13 protein-coding genes are annotated in these 19481 nt (G+C 39.8%); 11 read left to right on the forward strand and 2 right to left on the reverse strand.

Going from position 1 to position 19481, the window contains the following annotated elements; translation table 11 throughout:
• The first annotated feature begins 110 nt into the window (after positions 1-110).
• Positions 111-2555 (forward strand): TonB-dependent receptor, encoded by a 2445-nt coding sequence (locus ABDW32_RS08525; protein ID WP_343561363.1) that lies wholly within the window; start codon positions 111-113, stop codon positions 2553-2555.
• Here the strand turns inward: ABDW32_RS08525 and ABDW32_RS08530 are convergent.
• Positions 2552-3361 carry a helix-turn-helix transcriptional regulator gene (locus tag ABDW32_RS08530; protein ID WP_343561365.1) on the reverse strand — a complete coding sequence of 270 codons (810 nt, stop codon included), beginning with the start codon at positions 3359-3361 and terminating at the stop codon, positions 2552-2554. The genes ABDW32_RS08525 and ABDW32_RS08530 overlap by 4 nt on opposite strands.
• Before the next feature lie 296 nt (positions 3362-3657).
• Between ABDW32_RS08530 and ABDW32_RS08535 the strand changes: the two genes are divergently transcribed.
• The 10 genes from ABDW32_RS08535 (at position 3658) to ABDW32_RS08580 (ending at position 16704) form a co-directional block, all read left to right on the forward strand.
• Positions 3658-4299 carry a helix-turn-helix domain-containing protein gene (locus ABDW32_RS08535; RefSeq protein WP_343561367.1) on the forward strand — a complete coding sequence of 214 codons (642 nt, stop codon included), beginning with the start codon at positions 3658-3660 and terminating at the stop codon, positions 4297-4299.
• 234 nt (positions 4300-4533) lie between these two features.
• The gene (gene crtI, locus ABDW32_RS08540; RefSeq protein ID WP_343561369.1) at positions 4534-6012 is read left to right on the forward strand and encodes a phytoene desaturase family protein; all 1479 of its coding nucleotides are present in this window, start codon (positions 4534-4536) and stop codon (positions 6010-6012) included.
• A gap of 4 nt (positions 6013-6016) precedes the next feature.
• Complete coding sequence (locus ABDW32_RS08545; RefSeq protein ID WP_343561371.1) at positions 6017-6853, forward strand: phytoene/squalene synthase family protein; 837 nt, start codon at positions 6017-6019, stop codon at positions 6851-6853.
• A 20-nt stretch (positions 6854-6873) separates the two neighbouring features.
• Positions 6874-7332: a beta-carotene hydroxylase gene (locus ABDW32_RS08550; protein ID WP_343561373.1), complete on the forward strand. Its 459-nt coding sequence runs from the start codon at positions 6874-6876 to the stop codon at positions 7330-7332.
• Complete coding sequence (locus tag ABDW32_RS08555; RefSeq protein ID WP_343561375.1) at positions 7329-8030, forward strand: lycopene cyclase domain-containing protein; 702 nt, start codon at positions 7329-7331, stop codon at positions 8028-8030. Before ABDW32_RS08550 ends, ABDW32_RS08555 begins: the two co-directional genes overlap by 4 nt.
• Positions 8031-8109: 79 nt before the next feature.
• Positions 8110-8676, forward strand: a complete 567-nt coding sequence (locus ABDW32_RS08560) for a sigma-70 family RNA polymerase sigma factor (RefSeq protein WP_343561377.1) — start codon at positions 8110-8112, stop codon at positions 8674-8676.
• Positions 8677-8761: 85 nt separating this feature from the next.
• Complete coding sequence (locus ABDW32_RS08565) at positions 8762-9799, forward strand: FecR domain-containing protein (RefSeq protein ID WP_343561378.1); 1038 nt, start codon at positions 8762-8764, stop codon at positions 9797-9799.
• 142 nt (positions 9800-9941) lie between these two features.
• A complete protein-coding gene (locus tag ABDW32_RS08570) occupies positions 9942-13403 on the forward strand; it encodes a TonB-dependent receptor (RefSeq protein WP_343561379.1) in 3462 nt (1153 codons plus the stop codon).
• 23 nt (positions 13404-13426) lie between these two features.
• Entirely contained in the window at positions 13427-15208 is a 1782-nt protein-coding gene (locus tag ABDW32_RS08575; protein WP_343561381.1) for a RagB/SusD family nutrient uptake outer membrane protein, read from the forward strand.
• A gap of 44 nt (positions 15209-15252) precedes the next feature.
• A complete protein-coding gene (locus ABDW32_RS08580) occupies positions 15253-16704 on the forward strand; it encodes an arylsulfatase (RefSeq protein WP_343561383.1) in 1452 nt (483 codons plus the stop codon).
• 776 nt (positions 16705-17480) lie between these two features.
• Here the strand turns inward: ABDW32_RS08580 and ABDW32_RS08585 are convergent.
• Positions 17481-19412 (reverse strand): PAS domain S-box protein, encoded by a 1932-nt coding sequence (locus ABDW32_RS08585; protein ID WP_343561385.1) that lies wholly within the window; start codon positions 19410-19412, stop codon positions 17481-17483.
• Positions 19413-19481 lie beyond the last annotated feature (69 nt).

Consider the following 19481-nt stretch of genomic DNA (forward strand, 5'->3'; position numbering starts at 1 on the left):
CAAAAGAAGATAGAATTTAAAATGGTCGATTTGAAAATACTGTGGTATAATTTCAAAGTAAATATGGCGTAGCAATTAACTTTGCTATTTTTGGATAAACTTAAACCCTAGTGAAGAGACTTATTACCCTACTCTACCTTTTATTTGCGTTAACGACGTTGTATGCGCAAAAAAACACCCTCTTTGGAAGTATAAAGGATTCGATCACAGGTTCGCCGATCTCTTTTGCGAGCGTTGCAGTCCTTAATCCGCAGGGTGTGGTTGTCGATGGTGTGGTTGCAGATTCGGTCGGTAATTTCCGGTTTTTCGATCTGAAAAAAGGGCGCTACTCTCTTATGGTTAAATTTATTGGTTATCGCCAGAAAAAGATTGTAGTGGATTTTGATGATAGAAACCAGACCAATCTTACTGAAATTGCGCTTGTGAACACGGATCAGCGGTTGCGCGAGGTCGCGGTAACGGGAGAGCCCATAACACAGAAACATACCGGTGACAGACAGCGCTATCAGGCAAGTCAGTATAGAAATGCTGTCGGTGGTACCGCTTTGGACATTGTAAAAAACCTACCTTCAGCTTCTGTGGATGGCAATGGAAATATAAGTATGCGGGGAAATACAGGTATTATTGTACTTATTAACGGTAAACCTTCCTTTTTGGATCCAGCGACGATTTTAAACCAGATCGCAGCAAACGATGTAACCGATGTCGAATATATTACCAGCCCTTCGGCCCAATACGATCCTGATGGTAAAGGAGGAATTATAAATCTCAGGACAAAAAAAGCTGTATCAGATGGATTTGCCTGGATACTCAACCTTCAGGGCGGATTGCCCAGTATAGACAATTATGGAAATCATGAGAGTCAAAAGCGGTTTGGTGGAGATATTTCTTTCCAGTTCAAAAAAAATAAACTTGAATTGAACGGCTCTGCCAACTATTTGCGGAATGACAATGCGGGTTTTCGGGAAGGTGATGTCTATACAATTATTGGCGATCGGCAGACGTTCTTTCCATCTAAAGGCGAACGGAGTTTCGACAAGTACAATTTTGGGATCAGACTGAACGGTGCCTACGCATTTTCAAAGAAACAGCAGATTAACCTGGGGCTGCTGGCGTCACGGAAATTTCAGGACCGTTTGGCGGATATCTATTATACAAACCGGACGATTCAACCGTCAACAGGCAGGGAACTTTCAGCAATAAATTATTTTAACTCTAATCTTCAGAATAAACAAGGGGAATTCTATCTTATCGATTTCAATTACCAGTATAAGTTCAGTGAAGCGCATTTATTGCAGGCAGCTGCAATTTATGAATATGCCAATATATATGGATCGACTAAAAATGCGAATATCGAACGTGGAACCGATACCGTACAATGGACAAATAATAATTATACCAACCCCTTACGTGGACTACGAATTTCGGTCCAACATCAATGGAAATTGCCACAGGGTGAGCTATTGAGCGGTTACCAACTGAGAAATGACCGCCAGAAAGGTAACTTTGAATATTTCGCCACCGAAAAGCCAGGTGAAGCGATGAAACTTATTCCCGAATTTACAGGAAAGTTAAATGCCAATAATACAGTGCACGCTATTTTTAGCCAATATGATCATAAACTTGAACGAACCCAATTTTCGGTTGGACTTCGTTACGAATATTATCGACGGGATGTCCTTTTGCTCAATACCGGAGTAGAATATCCGTACTCGGTTCATCAATTGTATCCTACATTCAATTTGATGCATAAGCTGAGCGAGGACTGGTCCTGGAAGTTCGCCGCTTCACGGCGGGTTCAACGAAATAATAATTTCGAGCTAAATCCAATACCCGAGCGAGAACACTCAGAGACCTTGGAACAGGGGGACCCAACCTTATTACCAGAGTTTACAACCAATATTGAGACTGGTGTTGTGAAGAAGTTCAACAAGGGAAGTGTATTTTTTAATAGCTATTATCAACATCTTAAAAACCCGATCCAACGTGTTAATTCGGTCTATGCAGATACTATCCTCAATCGGGTATTCACCAATGCAGATTATGCGACCCGCTGGGGAGCAGAAATAGGCGGGGAAGGGAAAATCCTACCCTGGCTAAAAATGAATGGTGGACTGAACCTGTACCGTTATAAAATCTCAGGACAGGTATTGACCTATAAAGAGGTAAATACCAATAGTGATTGGGTATATTCCATGAATGGGGGCTTTCAGGCAGATTTCGGCAAAGATTGGAGTACAGGGCTACAGGTAAACTATCTCTCTGCAAGGCCTACGGTACAAGGAAAAGATTCTCGATTTATTACCCCTCATTTTAATCTGGCTAAGGGCTTTTTGAAAGGGGCGATCAAAGCACAGCTCCAATGGCAGTTTGTCGAACTTGGTAATTGGGGAGTCAATGAGCAGCGTATTACGACATCCGCCAGTGACTTTTTCACCACGACTAACTATGTTTACGAAAAAAATATATTGATGCTCAACCTCAATTTTAATATGCACAAGCTAAATCAATCATCGAAACTACCTAAGAGTGAGTTTGGTGAGAAGGAATTTTAGCCATGTTGCTTCTTGAATTCAGAAGGGGTGAAACTCGTATACCGTTTAAAGTATTTAGAAAAATTCGATTTATCGGAAAAACCCAATGAAAAGGCAATTTCGGCGATCGAGTTGTTGGTATAGAAAATAAGTCTTTTCGCTTCTTTTATAATATAGGTAGCCAGTATCTGAGAGGCCGTATTATTGGCGTTTCTCTTGCAGGCAGCACTTAGATTTTGGGGGCTTGTATGTAGGAGATTTGCATAGTATGCAACATTATTTATGATTTTTGAATCTGTATTTAATAGCTCAATAAATCGAACATATAAGTCGTTGGATATCGACGTGGATTGTTCCATTTTATCAATATTTTCGAAAACCTTGGCCAAAAGTGATCTAAACAGTCCTTCCTGACATATTTTGTTTTCTTCTTGCACCAATAGTTCAAGCAGGATCGGTATAATCCCATTTTCTTGTAAATAAATGGTATCGAATTTACTGATTTCATCGATCATCCTGGCGATTTCAAGATCTAGACTCTGATCTATAAACGATTTTTTGACTAGAAGGACAAATCCTGCTATGGGGACAGTCAATTCCCAATGATGTACAGAATCCTTTCGAATGATCAGAACGCATGGGGTTTTGACGGGACTTTCATTACCATCAATTACATGTTTTCCTGATGTAGCCGACAAAAATACAAGCTCAAGATATCCATTGTGTCGATGTGGTTTGGTTACAGCTTTTGAATTGTCAAATGCTGCCACCTTTAACAATTTTTTGGGTTCGAGTTTATTCTTTATTGCGATTGTTTTGCTGTTCATGTAAGTACTTTAGAGAAGTAAAAATAAAATAAATCCCGGTAATGTACAGATAAACTAATGGTTGTAAAATAGCTAATTGTAGCAAAGATAGTAAATCGAAGTGAATGAAATATTTCTATGTCAGGACACCCTACCGCAAGGGGAAGTAAAACACGAACTGAAATGCAAATGATTCAAGTTTGTATTGGCTAAATAGTAATGTTAAGTCTTTGTTTGGTTTATTTTTATACCAAATTAACACTTTTTTAAAATAAATAAAACTTTATATAGTATATTTATGTTCTAGTTTGGGAAATATGAAGTATAAGCTTTTAAAAGAATTCATCGGATTACTTGAGGAGTTTGAGCAGGAGAATCTAGACGGTAGCTATAGCGTTGACGTCGATGGATTTAAACGTTGGATAGTAACAAAGGAAACCGGTAGTCCCGTCGAACCCTCCTGGGAAGGAAAGGAAAATGGGCGTAGTGCAGAGAGTGTTATCAGCACTTTAATAGTGCATATGAACAGGTTTGCAAAAAGTTATTCAAAAGCTGCTATTTGGGAATCTGATTTTTCGACGCAAGAGGAGTTTATCTATCTTATTACATTACGGTCATTTGGTGAGATGACAAAAATGGAATTGATCAGAAGGAATATTCATGAAAAGCCAGCCGGCATGGCCATTATTAACCGTTTAATCAAACAAGGATGGATCGGTCAACAAGGTTCAAAATCGGACCGGCGAAGTAAGGTGCTTTATATAACCGAAAATGGCTTATTGGCATTGGATAGGCAAATGGGTAAAATAAGGCATGCTACACAAATTGTTTCAGGTGATCTGACCTACAGTGAAAAAATAACACTCATTGGTCTATTGGATAAATTAAGCAAATTTCATCAGGTGATCTATGATAGAAATATCACACCAGATAAATTGTTGGAGGAAGTTAAATTATAATTGACACAATTGAATAAAAGAAAACAGCTTTGCGGATTGACTGTATTCGGCGAAATCTGATGATCAATTGTGTGGCCATAGTTTGAACGTCGCTAGATGTAGCCTAGCCTAGATGTTCAAGCTGATCTGTAAAAATGGATTTCAGCTCAATGCCGGAAGGAAACAGCAGACGGGAAAACGTCATGGTAAATAGATCGTAGGAATACTCATATGGAGGTAGCTAAATCAATAAAAATGAAAAAAAAGGTAGCGGTTATTGGTGCAGGTTTTTCGGGGCTTTCAGCGGCGGCCTATCTTGCGCAGGCAGGATATGCTGTGCATGTTTTTGAAAAACATACACAGCCCGGGGGGAGGGCGAGGCAGTTTACCACAGCCGAGGGATTTAAATTTGATATGGGGCCGAGCTGGTATTGGATGCCAGACATTATTGAGTCATTTTTCGCAGATTTTGGATGCAGTACAGCTGATTTTTTTGAGCTCGTTTCGCTCAATCCACAATTTGAAATGATATTTAATTCCGGGCAGATCCCGGTACCTGAGTCCTATCAGGAGTTGAAGCAATTATTTGAACAGATCGAACCTGGGGCTGGTAAACAATTGGATCGGTTTATGGAATCAGCAAAATTCAAGTATGAAGTTGGTATGCGCGATTTTGTTAATAAACCCTGTCACAATTGGAGTGAATTTCTTTCTCCAAAGATTGCACTTAGTGCTTTTAAATTAGATTTACTTTCCAATTTCAGATCCTATGTTTCAAAATACTTTAAGGATCAAAGGTTACGGACACTGATGGAGTTTCCCGTTATATTCTTGGGCGCTTCACCCAAAGATATTCCTGCATTATATAGCCTGATGAACTATGGCGGTTATGCATTGGGTACCCATTATCCGAAAGGAGGATTTTATCAATTGGTGCTGGCTATGCAGCAGGTTGCCGAGAAGCAAGGGGCCACTTTCCATTTCAATCATAATGTCGATGCGCTTAAGATCGAAAATAATAGAATCACCTCGCTGCACATCAATGGAGCATATCATGCATTTGATCTTGTTGTCGCATCAGCCGACTATCACCATATCGAAACATTATTAGCTCCGGAGTTGCGAAACTACGACGAAGACTATTGGAAGAGCAGGACCTTTGCCCCCTCCAGTTTGATATATTATCTAGGTATGAAATCACCCGTTCCTAATCTGACACATCATTCGCTGTTCTTTGAGCATTCACTGGATGATCATATTGACTGTATCTATGGTGAAAAAAAATGGCCGCAAAATCCCTTGTTTTATGCCTGTTGTCCATCCAAAACCGATGCTCAGGTCGCTCCTCCAGACGGTGAGAACCTTTTTCTGTTGATGCCCCTGGCAACAGGTCTTGCGGATGATGAAGAAACACGTGAGGCATATTTGGTCCATATGTTAACGCGTCTGGAAAAGCATACCGGTACACAAAACTTATACAAACAGATTACATACAAAAGAAGTTATTGCGTGCGCGACTTTATTGGCGATTATAATGCCTATGGGGGAAATGCTTATGGATTAGCAAATACTTTAAAACAAACAGCGGTATCGAAACCCAAGATCAGAAACAAGAAAATCAATAATCTTTTTTATTCGGGTCAGCTGACCGTACCTGGTCCCGGCGTGCCGCCATCCATTATATCGGGTAAAATTGTCGCTAAAGAAGCCATTGAATTATATCGTAAAACATAAGACCATGAAAAAACTATTTGATGAACTCGCTTATGAAGTAAGCAAAAAAACAACCGAAAAGTATAGTACAAGTTTTTCGCTCGGTATTTTGGCACTCAAGCCTAGCATTCGGACCAGTATTTATGCGATCTACGGCTATGTGCGGCTGGCTGATGAAATTGTAGATAGTTTTCACGGATATGATAGGCAACGGTTATTGGGGCGTCTCTACCTGGAAACAAACAGTGCATTAGTTGAAGGTATCTCATTGAACCCGATTTTGCAGGCCTTTCAGGAGACAGTACATAAATATCATATCGACCTTGCTCTTATTAATCAATTTCTTCATAGTATGGAAATGGACCTCAATAAGATTGAGTACAATTCTGAACGTTATAAAGAATATATCTACGGCTCCGCAGAGGTCGTGGGCCTGATGTGTTTACAGGTGTTTACCGAAGGGAACCGTCAGCGTTATGAAGAGTTAAAGCCCTATGCGATGAAACTCGGTTCGGCTTTTCAAAAAATCAATTTTTTGCGGGACCTTAAGGACGATTATCAGGTACTTGGACGTACCTATTTTCCAAACCTGGATTTGACCCGCTTTGATAATACAATGAAACGCCGGATCGAAGATGAAATTCATGACGAATTTAAGGAAGCATTGCTGGGCATTAAGAAGTTGCCTGCATCGGCTAAGTTCGGCGTTTATTTAGCGTATAAATATTACCTCTCACTGTTTGCACAGATCAGGAAGAAATCTTCAAAGGAAATTCTGGAAAGTAGGATCAGAATACCCAATATCCAGAAAGCCTATGTCGCATTTAAGAGCTATCTGCGCTATAAAACAGCTTATCTATAAATTCCTCAGCTTTACGTGATATGAACTTAATTATTATACTGTTTACATTTATCGCCATGGAAGGCGCCACCTGGCTGATTCATAAATATATTATGCATGGTTTCCTTTGGATCTTGCATAGAGATCACCATGATCATAGCAACGAAGGATTTTTGGAAAAGAACGATTACTTTTTCGTCATTTTTGCCCTGCCTACCATTGCGTTGATGTATTACGGCTCGTTAAGGGATTACAATTATTTGTTTTACATTGGTCTAGGGATTATGCTTTATGGCATGGCCTACTTTTTTGTACATGATATATTTATCCATCAGCGGTTCAAATTGTTGAGCAAAACAAATAATCGCTATTTTTTGGCGCTTCGCCGTGCCCACAAACAACATCATAAACACTTGGGCAAGGAAGAGGGCGAATGTTTCGGCTTTTTGTATGTTCCGATGAAGTACTTTAAAATGTATAATCACAATGACAAGAAATGATGCAATATACTTATTCGCTTATCTTATTTTTTACGGTCATAGTCTGTTTTGTCGCATCCTTCGACAAGCGGCTACGATTCGACCGTGAGTTTGTCCCTTTCTTAAAGGCAGCGACGCTTGTTGCCCTATTTTTTATTGCCTGGGATGTCTGGTTTACCAGTAAGGGGGTATGGTGGTTTGATACAAGATATACTCTAGGTCTGCTTGTGGGAGGTTTGCCATTGGAAGAGTGGCTATTCTTTTTCTTCATCCCTTTTTCCTGTATTTTTACTTACTTCTGTATCGATAAATTTTTCAGATTACAGTCTCTTTCCGCATTTAACAATATTGTAGTCTTTGTGAGTATCATCGTATGTGCTGTGGTAGCACTTCGCTATTCGGATAGAATCTATACAGTCCTCACCGCTACGGTTACTATCGTGACACTTGTGCTATTCCACTTCGTCCTCCGGGTGCAATGGATTACGCAGGCCTCTTTGGTCTTTACCTTGCTTATGTTGGGATTTTTGCCTGTCAATGGTCTACTTACCGGTACGGGATTGGAGTCAGCGATAGTCAACTACAATCCAACACAATTTATGGGCATCAGGATACTTACGATTCCTGTGGAAGATGCAGTTTATGGATACACACAGTTTCTGCTGGTTCTTTACTTTTTTAAAAAATTTCAAAGCAATCCACACACGCTCGGTTCATAATGTGGATTTTTAAAATTGTTATATTCTTGCAAAAATTGATATCTTTATTTCTAATAGACCATTTCATAAATTTATTTAAATGCAAAAGTTGGATCAAGAACCCTTTTTATGGATTGAATTGCGCTACGCAATTGTATTCAACCGGGACCAGCTCGCATTTAAAACTTTGTTCAAAACATTTTACGCCGATTTATATGAATTTGGCTATGCAATTATTAAGTCGGTCGAACCTGTCGAAGATATTATCTCCGAAATTTTCATGAAATTGTGGCTATTGGAAGATAAGTTAATGGAAATAGAGAATATTAAGACCTATCTTTTTAGATCTGTGAGAAATAACGCGATAAAATATCTTGAAAGGCAACATGCCCATGTGGATATTTCAGAAATCATTGACTTTAACTATCAATATCCAAGCGTAGAACAAGAATATATCTCTGGTGAAAAGCTTAAGATGATTCAGCAGGTAATTGACGAATTACCTTCCAAATGTAAGATGGCTTTTACCTTAGTAAAGGAATTGGGTTGTACCTATCATGAAACAGCTGCCATTATGGATATTTCTACAAATACTGTCGACCGACATATACAACTGGCTCTCCGACGCCTGAGAGATTCAATAATTCTAAAAAAAATAAACAGTTAAAAATCAGCTTGTTGTTATTTATTTCTACTTTCCATTGGTGATATTTGTCGGTTTTTGGCTCTTATTGTAAAGACTCAAAATTAAGATGGATCAAGATCAATTTCTAAAATTATTAAACAAAGAGATTCAGGGAACACTGACCGCCGAAGAGAAGTTACTGTTGGAGAGGTTGATGGCTGCCAATCCAGATAACGGAGCCCTGTATCATTTTATTAGAAATAAGTATCGAACTCAGCCATCGACGAACGAAAAAGCAGAGAAAGCATTTGATCAGCTCTGGCAGAAGCTAGGAGATACAAATCTTACAGATACCGTCCCAAAAAGAAGTGTCTTTAAAAGCCGTTATTACCTTTATTTGGTAGCTGCCAGTCTGATGATTTTCTTTCTTGCAGGCATATGGTGGTATTCATCCCACGAGAGTAGCATTGAATATAAAATACAATACAGTAGTGGTAAAGGGGAGAAACGTATACTTAATTTGCCCGATGGCAGTACCGTCTGGTTAAACGGAGACAGTAAACTCTATTTGGCAGTAGATTTTAATAAAAAGGAACGTAGGGTCAAATTAGAGGGCGAGGGATTTTTTGCTGTCGCAAAAAATAAACAACATCCATTTATCGTATCGTATAATGATTCAGAGGTAAAGGTATTGGGTACTAAATTCAATATCAGAGCGTATCAGGACGAAAACAAAACACAAACCTCACTCGTGGAGGGCGCTATTGAACTGAAAAGCAAAAAGAATGGCGAAACCTATCGGATGGTGCCTGGAGAGAAGCTCACTATAGCAAGCAACGGAAAAGTCCACCCTGCGAAAGACAAGAGCAGTACAATTATGGTAAAACGTACAGCCCTGACTGTACAGACTGGAGAAAAGATGCCCTCCGAAGCGTTATGGATGGAAAATAAACTTTCTTTTGAAGCAGATCCGATGAGTATTGTTGCTTCCAAAATAAGTAAATGGTATAACAGAAATGTCGTAATCGATAATACCGAATTGGAGAAAATCACCTTTACGGGAACAATGGAGAATTACAGCTTGGAGATGGCTTTAAAGACCATTTTGACAGCTAATCCTACGCTACATATTAGAGAAGAAAACGAATCAATTATTTTATATTAACCTTAAAACGATGATGAAAGACTATACCTAAAATTCCAAAAAAGGATACACCTATTGATGTATCCTTCACGTTCATGAAATAAGAGTGCGAAGTCCCTGAGAAAGATAAGGCACTCTATGGTTCCATAATCAATTTAAAACTATGAAAAAAAATTTACATGGTCAGGTATTTTTTGCACGAAAATCAGGTACCATTAAATATGCATTAATGACAAAATTAACCCTAGCGCTCACTTTTGCATTTACCGTTAAGGTCTTCGGAATAAGTACCAAAGCACAGGAGAAGATATCCCTAAAAATAAAAAATACCGATCTTAAGACCATTTTAAAGACGATTGAAAAGCAGACAAAAGTCAAATTCATCTATTTTGACAATGTAATAGCCAATAAAAGCCTTCCTTATATTTCTGTTGAAAATCAAAACTGGAACAATGCCCTAGTTCCATTGCTGAATAGATTTCAACTCAGGATGGAAAATATGACTGGAAACACCTATGTGATCACCGTGAATAACAAAGAAATTCAAGGGCTTGATATTAAGGGAAGGGTGTTAGACCGTCAGGGTTTACCTTTGTCAGGAGTCACGGTGGTTGAAAAGGATAAGGATCGTGGTACAAGTACAAATGATAAAGGCGAGTTTACGTTGAAAGTAAGCAGTCCAAATGCGATTTTACTTGTCAGTAATGTGGGATTTATCAGTCAGGAGATTCCGGTTAGTCAAGCCTTTATGAATGTGATCCTACAGGAGGATCTGACTTCGCTGGAAGAAGTCGTCGTTGTTGGTTACGGTACACAGCGAAAGGCAAACCTTACCGGATCCGTTGCCTCCGTTGATATGGAGAAAGTATTGGGAGATCGACCATTAAGTAGTAGCTCACAAGCTTTGCAGGGGGCTTTGCCTGGTTTACAGGTAACATTTGGTGGTGGGCGTCCCGGAACCTCCACCGAACTCAACATTCGTGGTGTCACTTCCATCAATGGCGGCGGCCCCTTGGTATTGGTCGACAACGTTCCTATGAATATGGACGACATTAATCCCAAAGATATCTTAAATGTCACTGTACTGAAAGACGCTGCCGCCTCTTCTATATACGGTGCCAGAGCTGCATTTGGTGTTATTCTGATTACCACAAAAAAAGGATCCCGAAATCAACCGACGAGCATCAATTATTCCAGTAATTTGACGTGGAGCCGGCCATCTACGCTTCCTGAGAAAGCGAGCCCACTTGAGTTTGTGCAGGCTTTAAAAGACTTCGGCAATACCTCAAATTGGGCAGGACAAAACGTGGATACCTGGCTTGATTTATTAAAAGACTACCAGATGGATCCGGCTAAATATGCCAATGGAATAGCTGAAGTCAATAATACCAAATACCCCCTTAAAGAATACGATTTGTATAATGAGGTATTCCAGACCGGATTTGAACACTTGCATAATCTTTCCATCAGAGGTGGTTCGGAAAAAATAGCCTATAGACTTTCTGGTATGTATAGCAATGAAGATGGTATTATGATTACCAAAAAAGATAGCTATAGTAGATATAATTTCAATGCCTATGTAAACGCTGAATTGTTCAAGAACTTTAATGCGAGTGTCAATGTCTTTTATAAAAAAGATAATCGTTTGACCCCCGCCAATATGGGTGAGATGTTTTATCGGGCACTGACCTTCGGTTCGTACCTTAATCCTGGGGAAACTACGGATAGCGATGGAAAATCCATTCCTTACGGCACGCCCAACAATTATCTGAAATATGAAGATGCTTCACGCAGGTATGAGGAAAATCTTAGACTCTTTGGAAAACTGGAATATAATCCTTTACCGGGCTGGAATATTACTGCTGAATATACCTTTAGTAAGAATAATCTGAACAATAAAAATGCACAGAACAGAAATAGGTATATGAATCCAAATAACTTTAATACCGAATACCTGTTCAATCAAGATTTTTATACCCGCTCAAATTCCTTGACCGACTATAATGCTTTAAATCTGTATACGAGTTACAGTCGCGCATTGGATGATCATAATCTGAAAATGCTCGTAGGAACAAATTATGAAAAAAGTTATACAGAATCATTTTCCGCAACCCGATACGGAATTTTAAGTCCAGGTTCACCTTCCCTGAGCACAAGTACAGGAACTCAAAATACATCCGACAGTTTTAGCCAATATGCTATTTTAGGTTATTTCGGCAGAATTAACTATGATTATAAGAATCGTTATCTATTGGAATTGAATGGTCGGCTAGATGGTTCCTCTCGATTCCTCAAAGATAGCAGGTTTGGCTTTTTTCCATCAGTTTCTGCCGGTTGGAATGTTGCCGAGGAGAATTTTATGGAGGGGTTAAAAAATAGTATCCCCATGTTGAAGTTCAGAACTTCTTATGGGGAAATCGGCAACCAGGTCGTATTTGATACCAATAAAAATCAAGTTTATTTTCCTGCGATACCTCAGATGGGGGCAGGCAATGCCAATTGGATTGATCCAAATACTGGTATCCGCTATCTGACAATCAATCCGCCTAATTTAATCAGTTCTACTTTTTCGTGGGAAAAAGCACGTACTTTAAATGTTGGTGTTGACATAGGGTTGTTCAACAGTAAGTTGAACGGAAGTTTTGATTGGTTTAGACGGCAGACAATAGGCATGCTTTATCAGGGTGCAGACTTACCTGCTGTTCTCGGTGCTCAACCTCCATTCCAAAATATTACAGATCTTGAATCAAAAGGATGGGAGCTGGAACTTTCTTGGAGAGACAAGATTAAAGATTTTAAATATTCATTTACTTTCAATCTTTCAGATAATAGAGGTTTTATTACCAAAATCAATAACAGTGCTGGATTGATCGATGGTTTTTACAAAGGAAAAGAAATCGGAGAGATCTGGGGATATGTCACAGATCGTTATTATACGGTAGATGATTTTCAGGAAAATACTTTAAATGCCAATTTGCAAAACGGGAAACTAAAAGAGGGAATTCCGTATTTTAAAGGTGTAGCGCAGAATCCAGGAGATATTAAATATACTGATTTAAATGCTGACGGTATTATTTTCAGTGGCACCGGTACCATATCCGATCCGGGCGATATGAAGGTTATAGGCAATAGTAATAGTCGCTTTCAGTTCGGTCTGAATAGTAATTTCTCGTATAAGAATATTGACTTGAGCTTATTTATCCAAGGAGTAGGAAAGCGAGATCTATGGTTGAGCAATTTCCTAATGTGGCCGTATAATAACGAATTTGGTACGATCTATAAGAATAATCTGGACTACTGGACACCAGACAATACGGATGCTACTTACGCCCGGGTATATGCCAATGCAGGCTTAAATACAGCCTCAAATCGTAGAACGCAGACCAAATATCTTTCTGATGGCTCATATCTTCGGGTACGGAATATTACCTTGGGGTATACGGTTGACAATAAAACCTTACGGAGCAAAGTGATTGACAACATCAAGGTATTTGTTTCGGGTGAGAATTTATTTAAAGCTGATCATATGCCAAGAGGGATGGAGGCTGATGGTGAAAACATAGGATCAGGGGGTATCTATCCTTTCCTGAAAAAGTACAGCTTTGGCGTTAATATCACTTTTTAAATCTTCAAAAACCGCAGAATATCATGAAAAAGAAATTTATCCACTATATCCTTTGTCTTGGGCTGTCTACATCATTAACGGGCTGTAGCAATTTACTGGATCTTGATCCGGAAGGCACATTGACCGAACAAAGTACGTTCACAAACTATAATAACTTTATTTCGTATGCCTGGCAGTTCTACGGTACCTTTCCGGGGTACAATAGTTCTGTGCCGGATGCTGAGGTCAATAGTGACCTCTTTGCTAAAGCACAGGCAAATAGCACTTCTGATTGGATTTGGCAGCGGATGGTAGTTCCGTCAACGAGTGGCGACTATAGCAATCCATTTGTACAGATACGCGCGATCAATGTACTTTTGGATAATATTGAGCAGGCAGGTCAATTGTCTGAGCCGGAAAAGAAGCATATCCGTAGTCTTGGCTACTTTTTTAAGGCCTACCAATATATGGATCTTCTGAACAAATTTGGCCAGGCGATCTGGGTAGAACACACGATTGATGACGGTGACACCGAGATTCTGTATGGCACTCCGGCAAGCCGTGACGAGATTGCAGCACACATCACAGAAATGCTCAACTATGCTGGAGAAAATATCAAGGAAAACGGCGATGGCCCCAATACCATCAATCGTAAGGTCGTCTTAGCGCTGACCGCTCGCTTTGGCTTGCGTGAGGGAACATGGCGCAAATACCATCAACTTAAAGACGCCGAAAAATACTTGAAATTGTCGACAGCTGCGGCCGAAAAAATTTTATCCGGTACGATACCGCTATTGAGCAATTATGACATGCTGTTCAATAGTGAGTCATTAGCGAATGTCGCCGAAGTATTCCTTTACAAACAGTATGAGTTGAATCAGATTACGCATAGTCTAGCGTCTTTGGCACGTAATTCCTCCGGCAGATGGGATCTTACAAAGAAAGCTGTGGATATGTACCTGATGAAAGATGGAAAAACGCGTTGGATAAGTCCGACATTTGATGGGGATCAAAGTGCATACAATGAATTCCGGAATCGGGACAACCGTTTATATTTCACGATTCCACCGCCTTATAAAGTTAAAATGGGAAAAACAAATATGCTTTGGGAGTATACAGATGATCCCAAGGATCGGGAGTATATCGATTTGATGTCCACACTTTCAGATGACAAACATAAAACTTTACCTTGGATGAATTGGGAAGGGCTGATACTGAAAGAGGAGCCGCATTATGTAGATTTCACCAATGGACAACCATTTAGTGTCAGCTACACGGGATACCGGTTCTACAAATTCAGTAATAAGATTAATAGGATTCAAAATGTGGATATTAACGATGCTCCGATATTTAGACTCGGGGAAATGTTGGTGGGATATGCAGAAGCAAAATATGAACTTGGGGAAATCAGCCAACAAATTATAGATCAAACGATAAATAGATTGAGAGCACGCGGCGGAGTGGCTCCACTACAGCTGTCGGCTATCCCACAGGACCCTACCCGTGATGAGGCTATAAGCCCGGCACTATGGGAAATCCGTCGGGAACGTACTATTGAACTGATGGGCGAAGGGTTCCGGTTTGATGATCTCAGAAGATGGAAAAAAATGGATTATGCTGTCGCTCAAAAATTAGGACGGTATATTACTAAGGGCCTAGATGTACCTTCAAATGCACCTATACCGCTCGAAAATGGACAGACAAAAGGTTATATTGCTTACGAAGGCAAAGCACCAGCTCCGTTTCCTGAATATTATTATTTATATCCGATACCGGCGGCAGAACTGGTACAGAATAAAAACTTAAAACAGAACGAAGGATGGTAGTCACATCGTACTAATCTTCCTATTTTAGCAGTAATTTAGAACATATGAAAGCATCACAACTGATCGTACTAAAACAAGCAGTCTTAGCTGCCCTTCTATTTACAACAACGGGCATTTTTGCCCAAAGTGGAAATAAAAGACCCAATATTGTCTTTATCATGGCCGATGACCTCGGTTACGGGGATTTGGGCGCTTATGGCCAGACCAAGATTGAAACCAAGCATATAGATTCATTGGCTCGCGCGGGTATGAAGTTTGATAACTTTTATGCAGGTACTTCTGTATGCGCACCATCACGTTCAGCGCTGATGACGGGACAGCATACAGGACACACCCACGTCAGAGGCAATAAAGAAATCGAACCCGAGGGACAAGAACCATTGGCCGATTCGGTACAGACTATCGCTATGTTGTTGCAGAAAGCCGGCTATACCACTGGTGCATTTGGCAAATGGGGATTGGGTATGGTCCATACCACAGGTGCGCCTGACCAAAAGGGATTTGATGAATTTTATGGATACAATTGTCAGCGTCAATCCCATCGTTATTATCCTACACACCTTTGGCATAATAAGCAACGGATAGAACTTGATGGTAATGGATTGATGGCGCAGGGCCAGTATGCTCCGGCATTGATCCAGGAGAAAACCCTTGCATTTATCGACGCCCACAAAGATAAACCCTTCTTTCTTTTTGTGCCCACTGTACTGCCACATGCTGAACTCGCTGGACCGGAGGATGAATATTACAAACAATACGCCCACAAATTCGATGAAAAACCTTATCGGGGGAACGATTACGGTCCCAGGGCAACTGTTCCCGGGTACGCCAGTGTCGAAAAGCCCCACGCGATGTATGCCAGTATGGTAAGCCGCATGGATGCGTATGTAGGTCAGATTGTCGAGCGATTACGGCAAAATAACCTGCTCGACAATACCATTATTATATTTACCAGCGATAATGGAGCGCATAAGGAAGGCGGAGCGGATCCCGGCTTTTTCAATAGTTCTGGCGGATTACGGGGTACAAAACGTGACCTCTATGAAGGGGGGATAAAGACTCCGTTCATCGCGTACTGGCCGGGTAAGATCACCGGAGGTAAAACATCCAGTTATTTAGGCGCCTTTTGGGATATCATGCCAACGATGGTTGAACTGGCAAAGGCTGATAAGCCAAGATATACAGATGGAATTTCCTTTGTCCCGACCCTGTTAGGCAAAAATAAAAAGCAAAAGCAACACAACTATCTCTATTGGGAATTCCATGAGGATGGCGGACGTCAGGCTGTTCGTAAAGGAGACTGGAAACTTATTTTGCAGAAAGTTAGGAGCGGGTCACCAACAACAGAGTTGTATAACCTTAAACAAGACCCAAAAGAGCAACATAATATTGCGGAAGGTAATCCCGGAAAAGTAAAGGAATTAGGTCGTTTGATTGAACAGGCACATGTTGAAAGTTCTATTTTCCCGTTAACCAGTAAGGTTCATAAACCCTAATTAGCTTACCAATATTAAGAGAATAATATCGGTAAGCAATTTCTTGCAGCAGATGTGGTAGCAGATGAAAATTTAGGTTTTTTGAATTGCAAAAACTGCATCCCAAGATTCCGATAAAATATAGCGTTCAGTTATACTCCTTATAACTGAACGTTTTTTTCATTACTTGTAATGTTGCCTTGGATAGCCAACGTTTCCAGATAGATCGATCTTCATGTGAAGAATGAACTAGCAAAAGATTAAAAATGTTATTTAATAACCAAGCAATATCTAATGAAAATTTAATTTAAGAATCAAGTTGCTGGCTTGGGGAAGCGCTTTATAACGATTATATTTAAAATATTCTGAACTAAAGGTTCATTATAATACTTCTTAATAGAATTAAACATCATTGATCAAATTTTTAATGTATTTTTATCGAATGTCGCAGAAACATGCTTAGGGAAAAATGGATTGTTTTGCGGATTTACGATTTTTATAACGATGGACAAAAAGATATATTTATGTGACGACAACGCGGCGATTTTAGAAACCTTAGAGTTGGTTTTGAGTATGTCAGATGCAACTATTGTAAGTGAAAGCAAAAGTTCTCGAGCCTTTGACTATATTTCGAGAGAGAAGCCCGATATTTTTATTTGTGATTTGTGGATGCCCGAACTAAATGGTGACAAACTGATTAGACAAATTCGGCATCATAAAGCATTTGATGACATGTTTATTTTATGCATATCTGCCTCCTATGATGGGAGGGATATAGCGCTTGATGCTGGGGCAGATCATTTTCTTGCTAAACCCTTTGAGATGAATGAGCTATTATCCATTGTAAATAAAGTTTTTGATTCAGGGGCTGGGGAGTCTATGGGAAGTTCAAAGTAAAAGGTCGATCCCTTTCCTTTTGTACTGTCCAATTCGATTTGCGTATCGTGGCATCGTAATATTTCTGCTACTAGGTATAAGCCAATCCCAAAGCCGGAAATATTTGTTGTATTTAAATTATCTACCCGATAAAAAGGTTTGAACAATTTTTTCTGATGCTTTTTGTCTATTCCTAGTCCTTCGTCTTGGACATATATTTTTACCTTTTCACCACTTATAATGCAGCCGGTTGTTATCGTTCCGCCGGTGGGCGAGTATTTGACGGCATTACTCAACAAGTTGGTCAATACTTGACCCATTTTATTTCTGTCAGCAAAGATCGTGATAGAAGGATCACAGTTATTAACGATGGGATGGTTTGAACCGGTCGGATGGAGATCGTTTATGCATTCTTGTATTAATGCTTCCAGTTTGAAGGACGACTTGTGGAGTCGTAATGTTCCACCCTCTACCTCGGCCATACTCAGGAAGTCCTGGATCATTGTCATCATTTTTTTGACTTGCGATTCAATTTTTGCACCTAGGGTTGCGCCGGGTTGACCAAAGGTCTCCTTGTGTTGCTGCATGACCTGAGCACTGAGTAGTATTGTTGTGAGAGGAGTCTTTAATTCGTGGCTTGCCATTGAAATAAAAGCATTTTTTCTTCTTTCTTCCTGTTTTTTCTCTGTAATATCTCTAGCGATTTTAGATACCCCGATTATTTCTCCTGCATCGTTTTTTATTGGGGAAATTGTTAGTGATAAATCAATTAATTTGCCTGTCTTAGTGCGACGGATTGTTTCAAAATGTTTAATCGAGTTTCCCTGGCGCATTCGGCCAAGGATATAGTCTTCTTCTTGTTGTCTATCCTTCGGAATTAGGGTTAAAATAGATCGACCGATTATTTCTTCGGCGGTATATCCGAATAGATTTTCTGCCGCCTTATTCCAGCTCGTTATGATTCCTTCCAGGGTTTTTCCTATAATCGCATCATAAGAGGAATCAATGATGGCGACCAATTCAGCACTTTTTGCGATCGCTTTTTTTTGGTCTGTTATATCCATGATCGTACCTATTATTCGTCTTGATTTTTGAGCATTACTGAAATAAGCAGCGCCTTGTACCTTTATCCAGATAAGGGAATTTGAACCTTTCTTAATAATTCTACAAGTGAACTCAAAGTGTCCATCCGAGTTGCTATCACTTCTCTGTTTTACTTGCTGGAAAACATATGTTCTATCATCAGGATAAACGAGATCTAATAATACGTTTGCAAATTCTTCATCAGATTTTAGACCTAGTATCTGTCGCGATCGATCAGAAAGCTGTACGATTTCGCCGTTTGAATCCCAATCCCAGGTGCCGAGTTCTGTGGTAGCAAGTGCCAGGCGTAGCCGTTCTTCTTTTTCCGCCAGCATGGCTGTCAGGCTAGCTCTTCTTTTTTCGGCGATAAGTGATTCCGTAATATCTTTTGTGAAACACATCGAATGAACGAATTCGCCGCCTTTCATTAAGGCACTTGAGTTGATAATAACATGTTTAAATGATCCATTTTTGCATTTTAGCGTCGCAGGATAATCATTTACTTTTTCATTATTCGCCAACATATGAAGGATTGCCGTAATTTTATCCTGATCGCTATGAAAATCGTAAATCGAAGCGCCTATATATTCCTCTTTCGTGTAACCGAGCAGATCAAGCTCGGCTTTATTTGCCCAGATAATGATACCATCTCCATTTACCCAATGCAGGGGCATGGATGCATTTTCAATAAATTCCGAAAGTTCGGACACCCGTTGCTTGAGCTGGGCATTCTCCCGTTTTAAGTGTATTTGAGCCTCCTGAGATGTCATTTTTCGATGGATTTAAAGGTGAGAATATTGTTGCTTTATTAAAGATATTGAATATTTGATCACCAAAGT

This window comes from Sphingobacterium sp., assembly GCF_039596235.1.
In the GTDB taxonomy this organism is placed as follows: Bacteria; Bacteroidota; Bacteroidia; order Sphingobacteriales; family Sphingobacteriaceae; genus Sphingobacterium.

Excerpts from the sequence above, each read along its gene's own strand:
- ABDW32_RS08530 (WP_343561365.1), bottom strand. The coding sequence starts at position 3,361 with ATGAACAGCAAAACAATCGCAATAAAGAATAAACTCGAACCCAAAAAA.
- ABDW32_RS08535 (WP_343561367.1), top strand. The coding sequence starts at position 3,658 with ATGAAGTATAAGCTTTTAAAAGAATTCATCGGATTACTTGAGGAGTTT.
- crtI (WP_343561369.1), top strand. The coding sequence starts at position 4,534 with ATGAAAAAAAAGGTAGCGGTTATTGGTGCAGGTTTTTCGGGGCTTTCA.
- ABDW32_RS08545 (WP_343561371.1), top strand. The coding sequence starts at position 6,017 with ATGAAAAAACTATTTGATGAACTCGCTTATGAAGTAAGCAAAAAAACA.
- ABDW32_RS08550 (WP_343561373.1), top strand. The coding sequence starts at position 6,874 with ATGAACTTAATTATTATACTGTTTACATTTATCGCCATGGAAGGCGCC.
- ABDW32_RS08555 (WP_343561375.1), top strand. The coding sequence starts at position 7,329 with ATGATGCAATATACTTATTCGCTTATCTTATTTTTTACGGTCATAGTC.
- ABDW32_RS08560 (WP_343561377.1), top strand. The coding sequence starts at position 8,110 with ATGCAAAAGTTGGATCAAGAACCCTTTTTATGGATTGAATTGCGCTAC.
- ABDW32_RS08565 (WP_343561378.1), top strand. The coding sequence starts at position 8,762 with ATGGATCAAGATCAATTTCTAAAATTATTAAACAAAGAGATTCAGGGA.
- ABDW32_RS08570 (WP_343561379.1), top strand. The coding sequence starts at position 9,942 with ATGAAAAAAAATTTACATGGTCAGGTATTTTTTGCACGAAAATCAGGT.
- ABDW32_RS08575 (WP_343561381.1), top strand. The coding sequence starts at position 13,427 with ATGAAAAAGAAATTTATCCACTATATCCTTTGTCTTGGGCTGTCTACA.
- ABDW32_RS08580 (WP_343561383.1), top strand. The coding sequence starts at position 15,253 with ATGAAAGCATCACAACTGATCGTACTAAAACAAGCAGTCTTAGCTGCC.
- ABDW32_RS08585 (WP_343561385.1), bottom strand. The coding sequence starts at position 19,412 with ATGACATCTCAGGAGGCTCAAATACACTTAAAACGGGAGAATGCCCAG.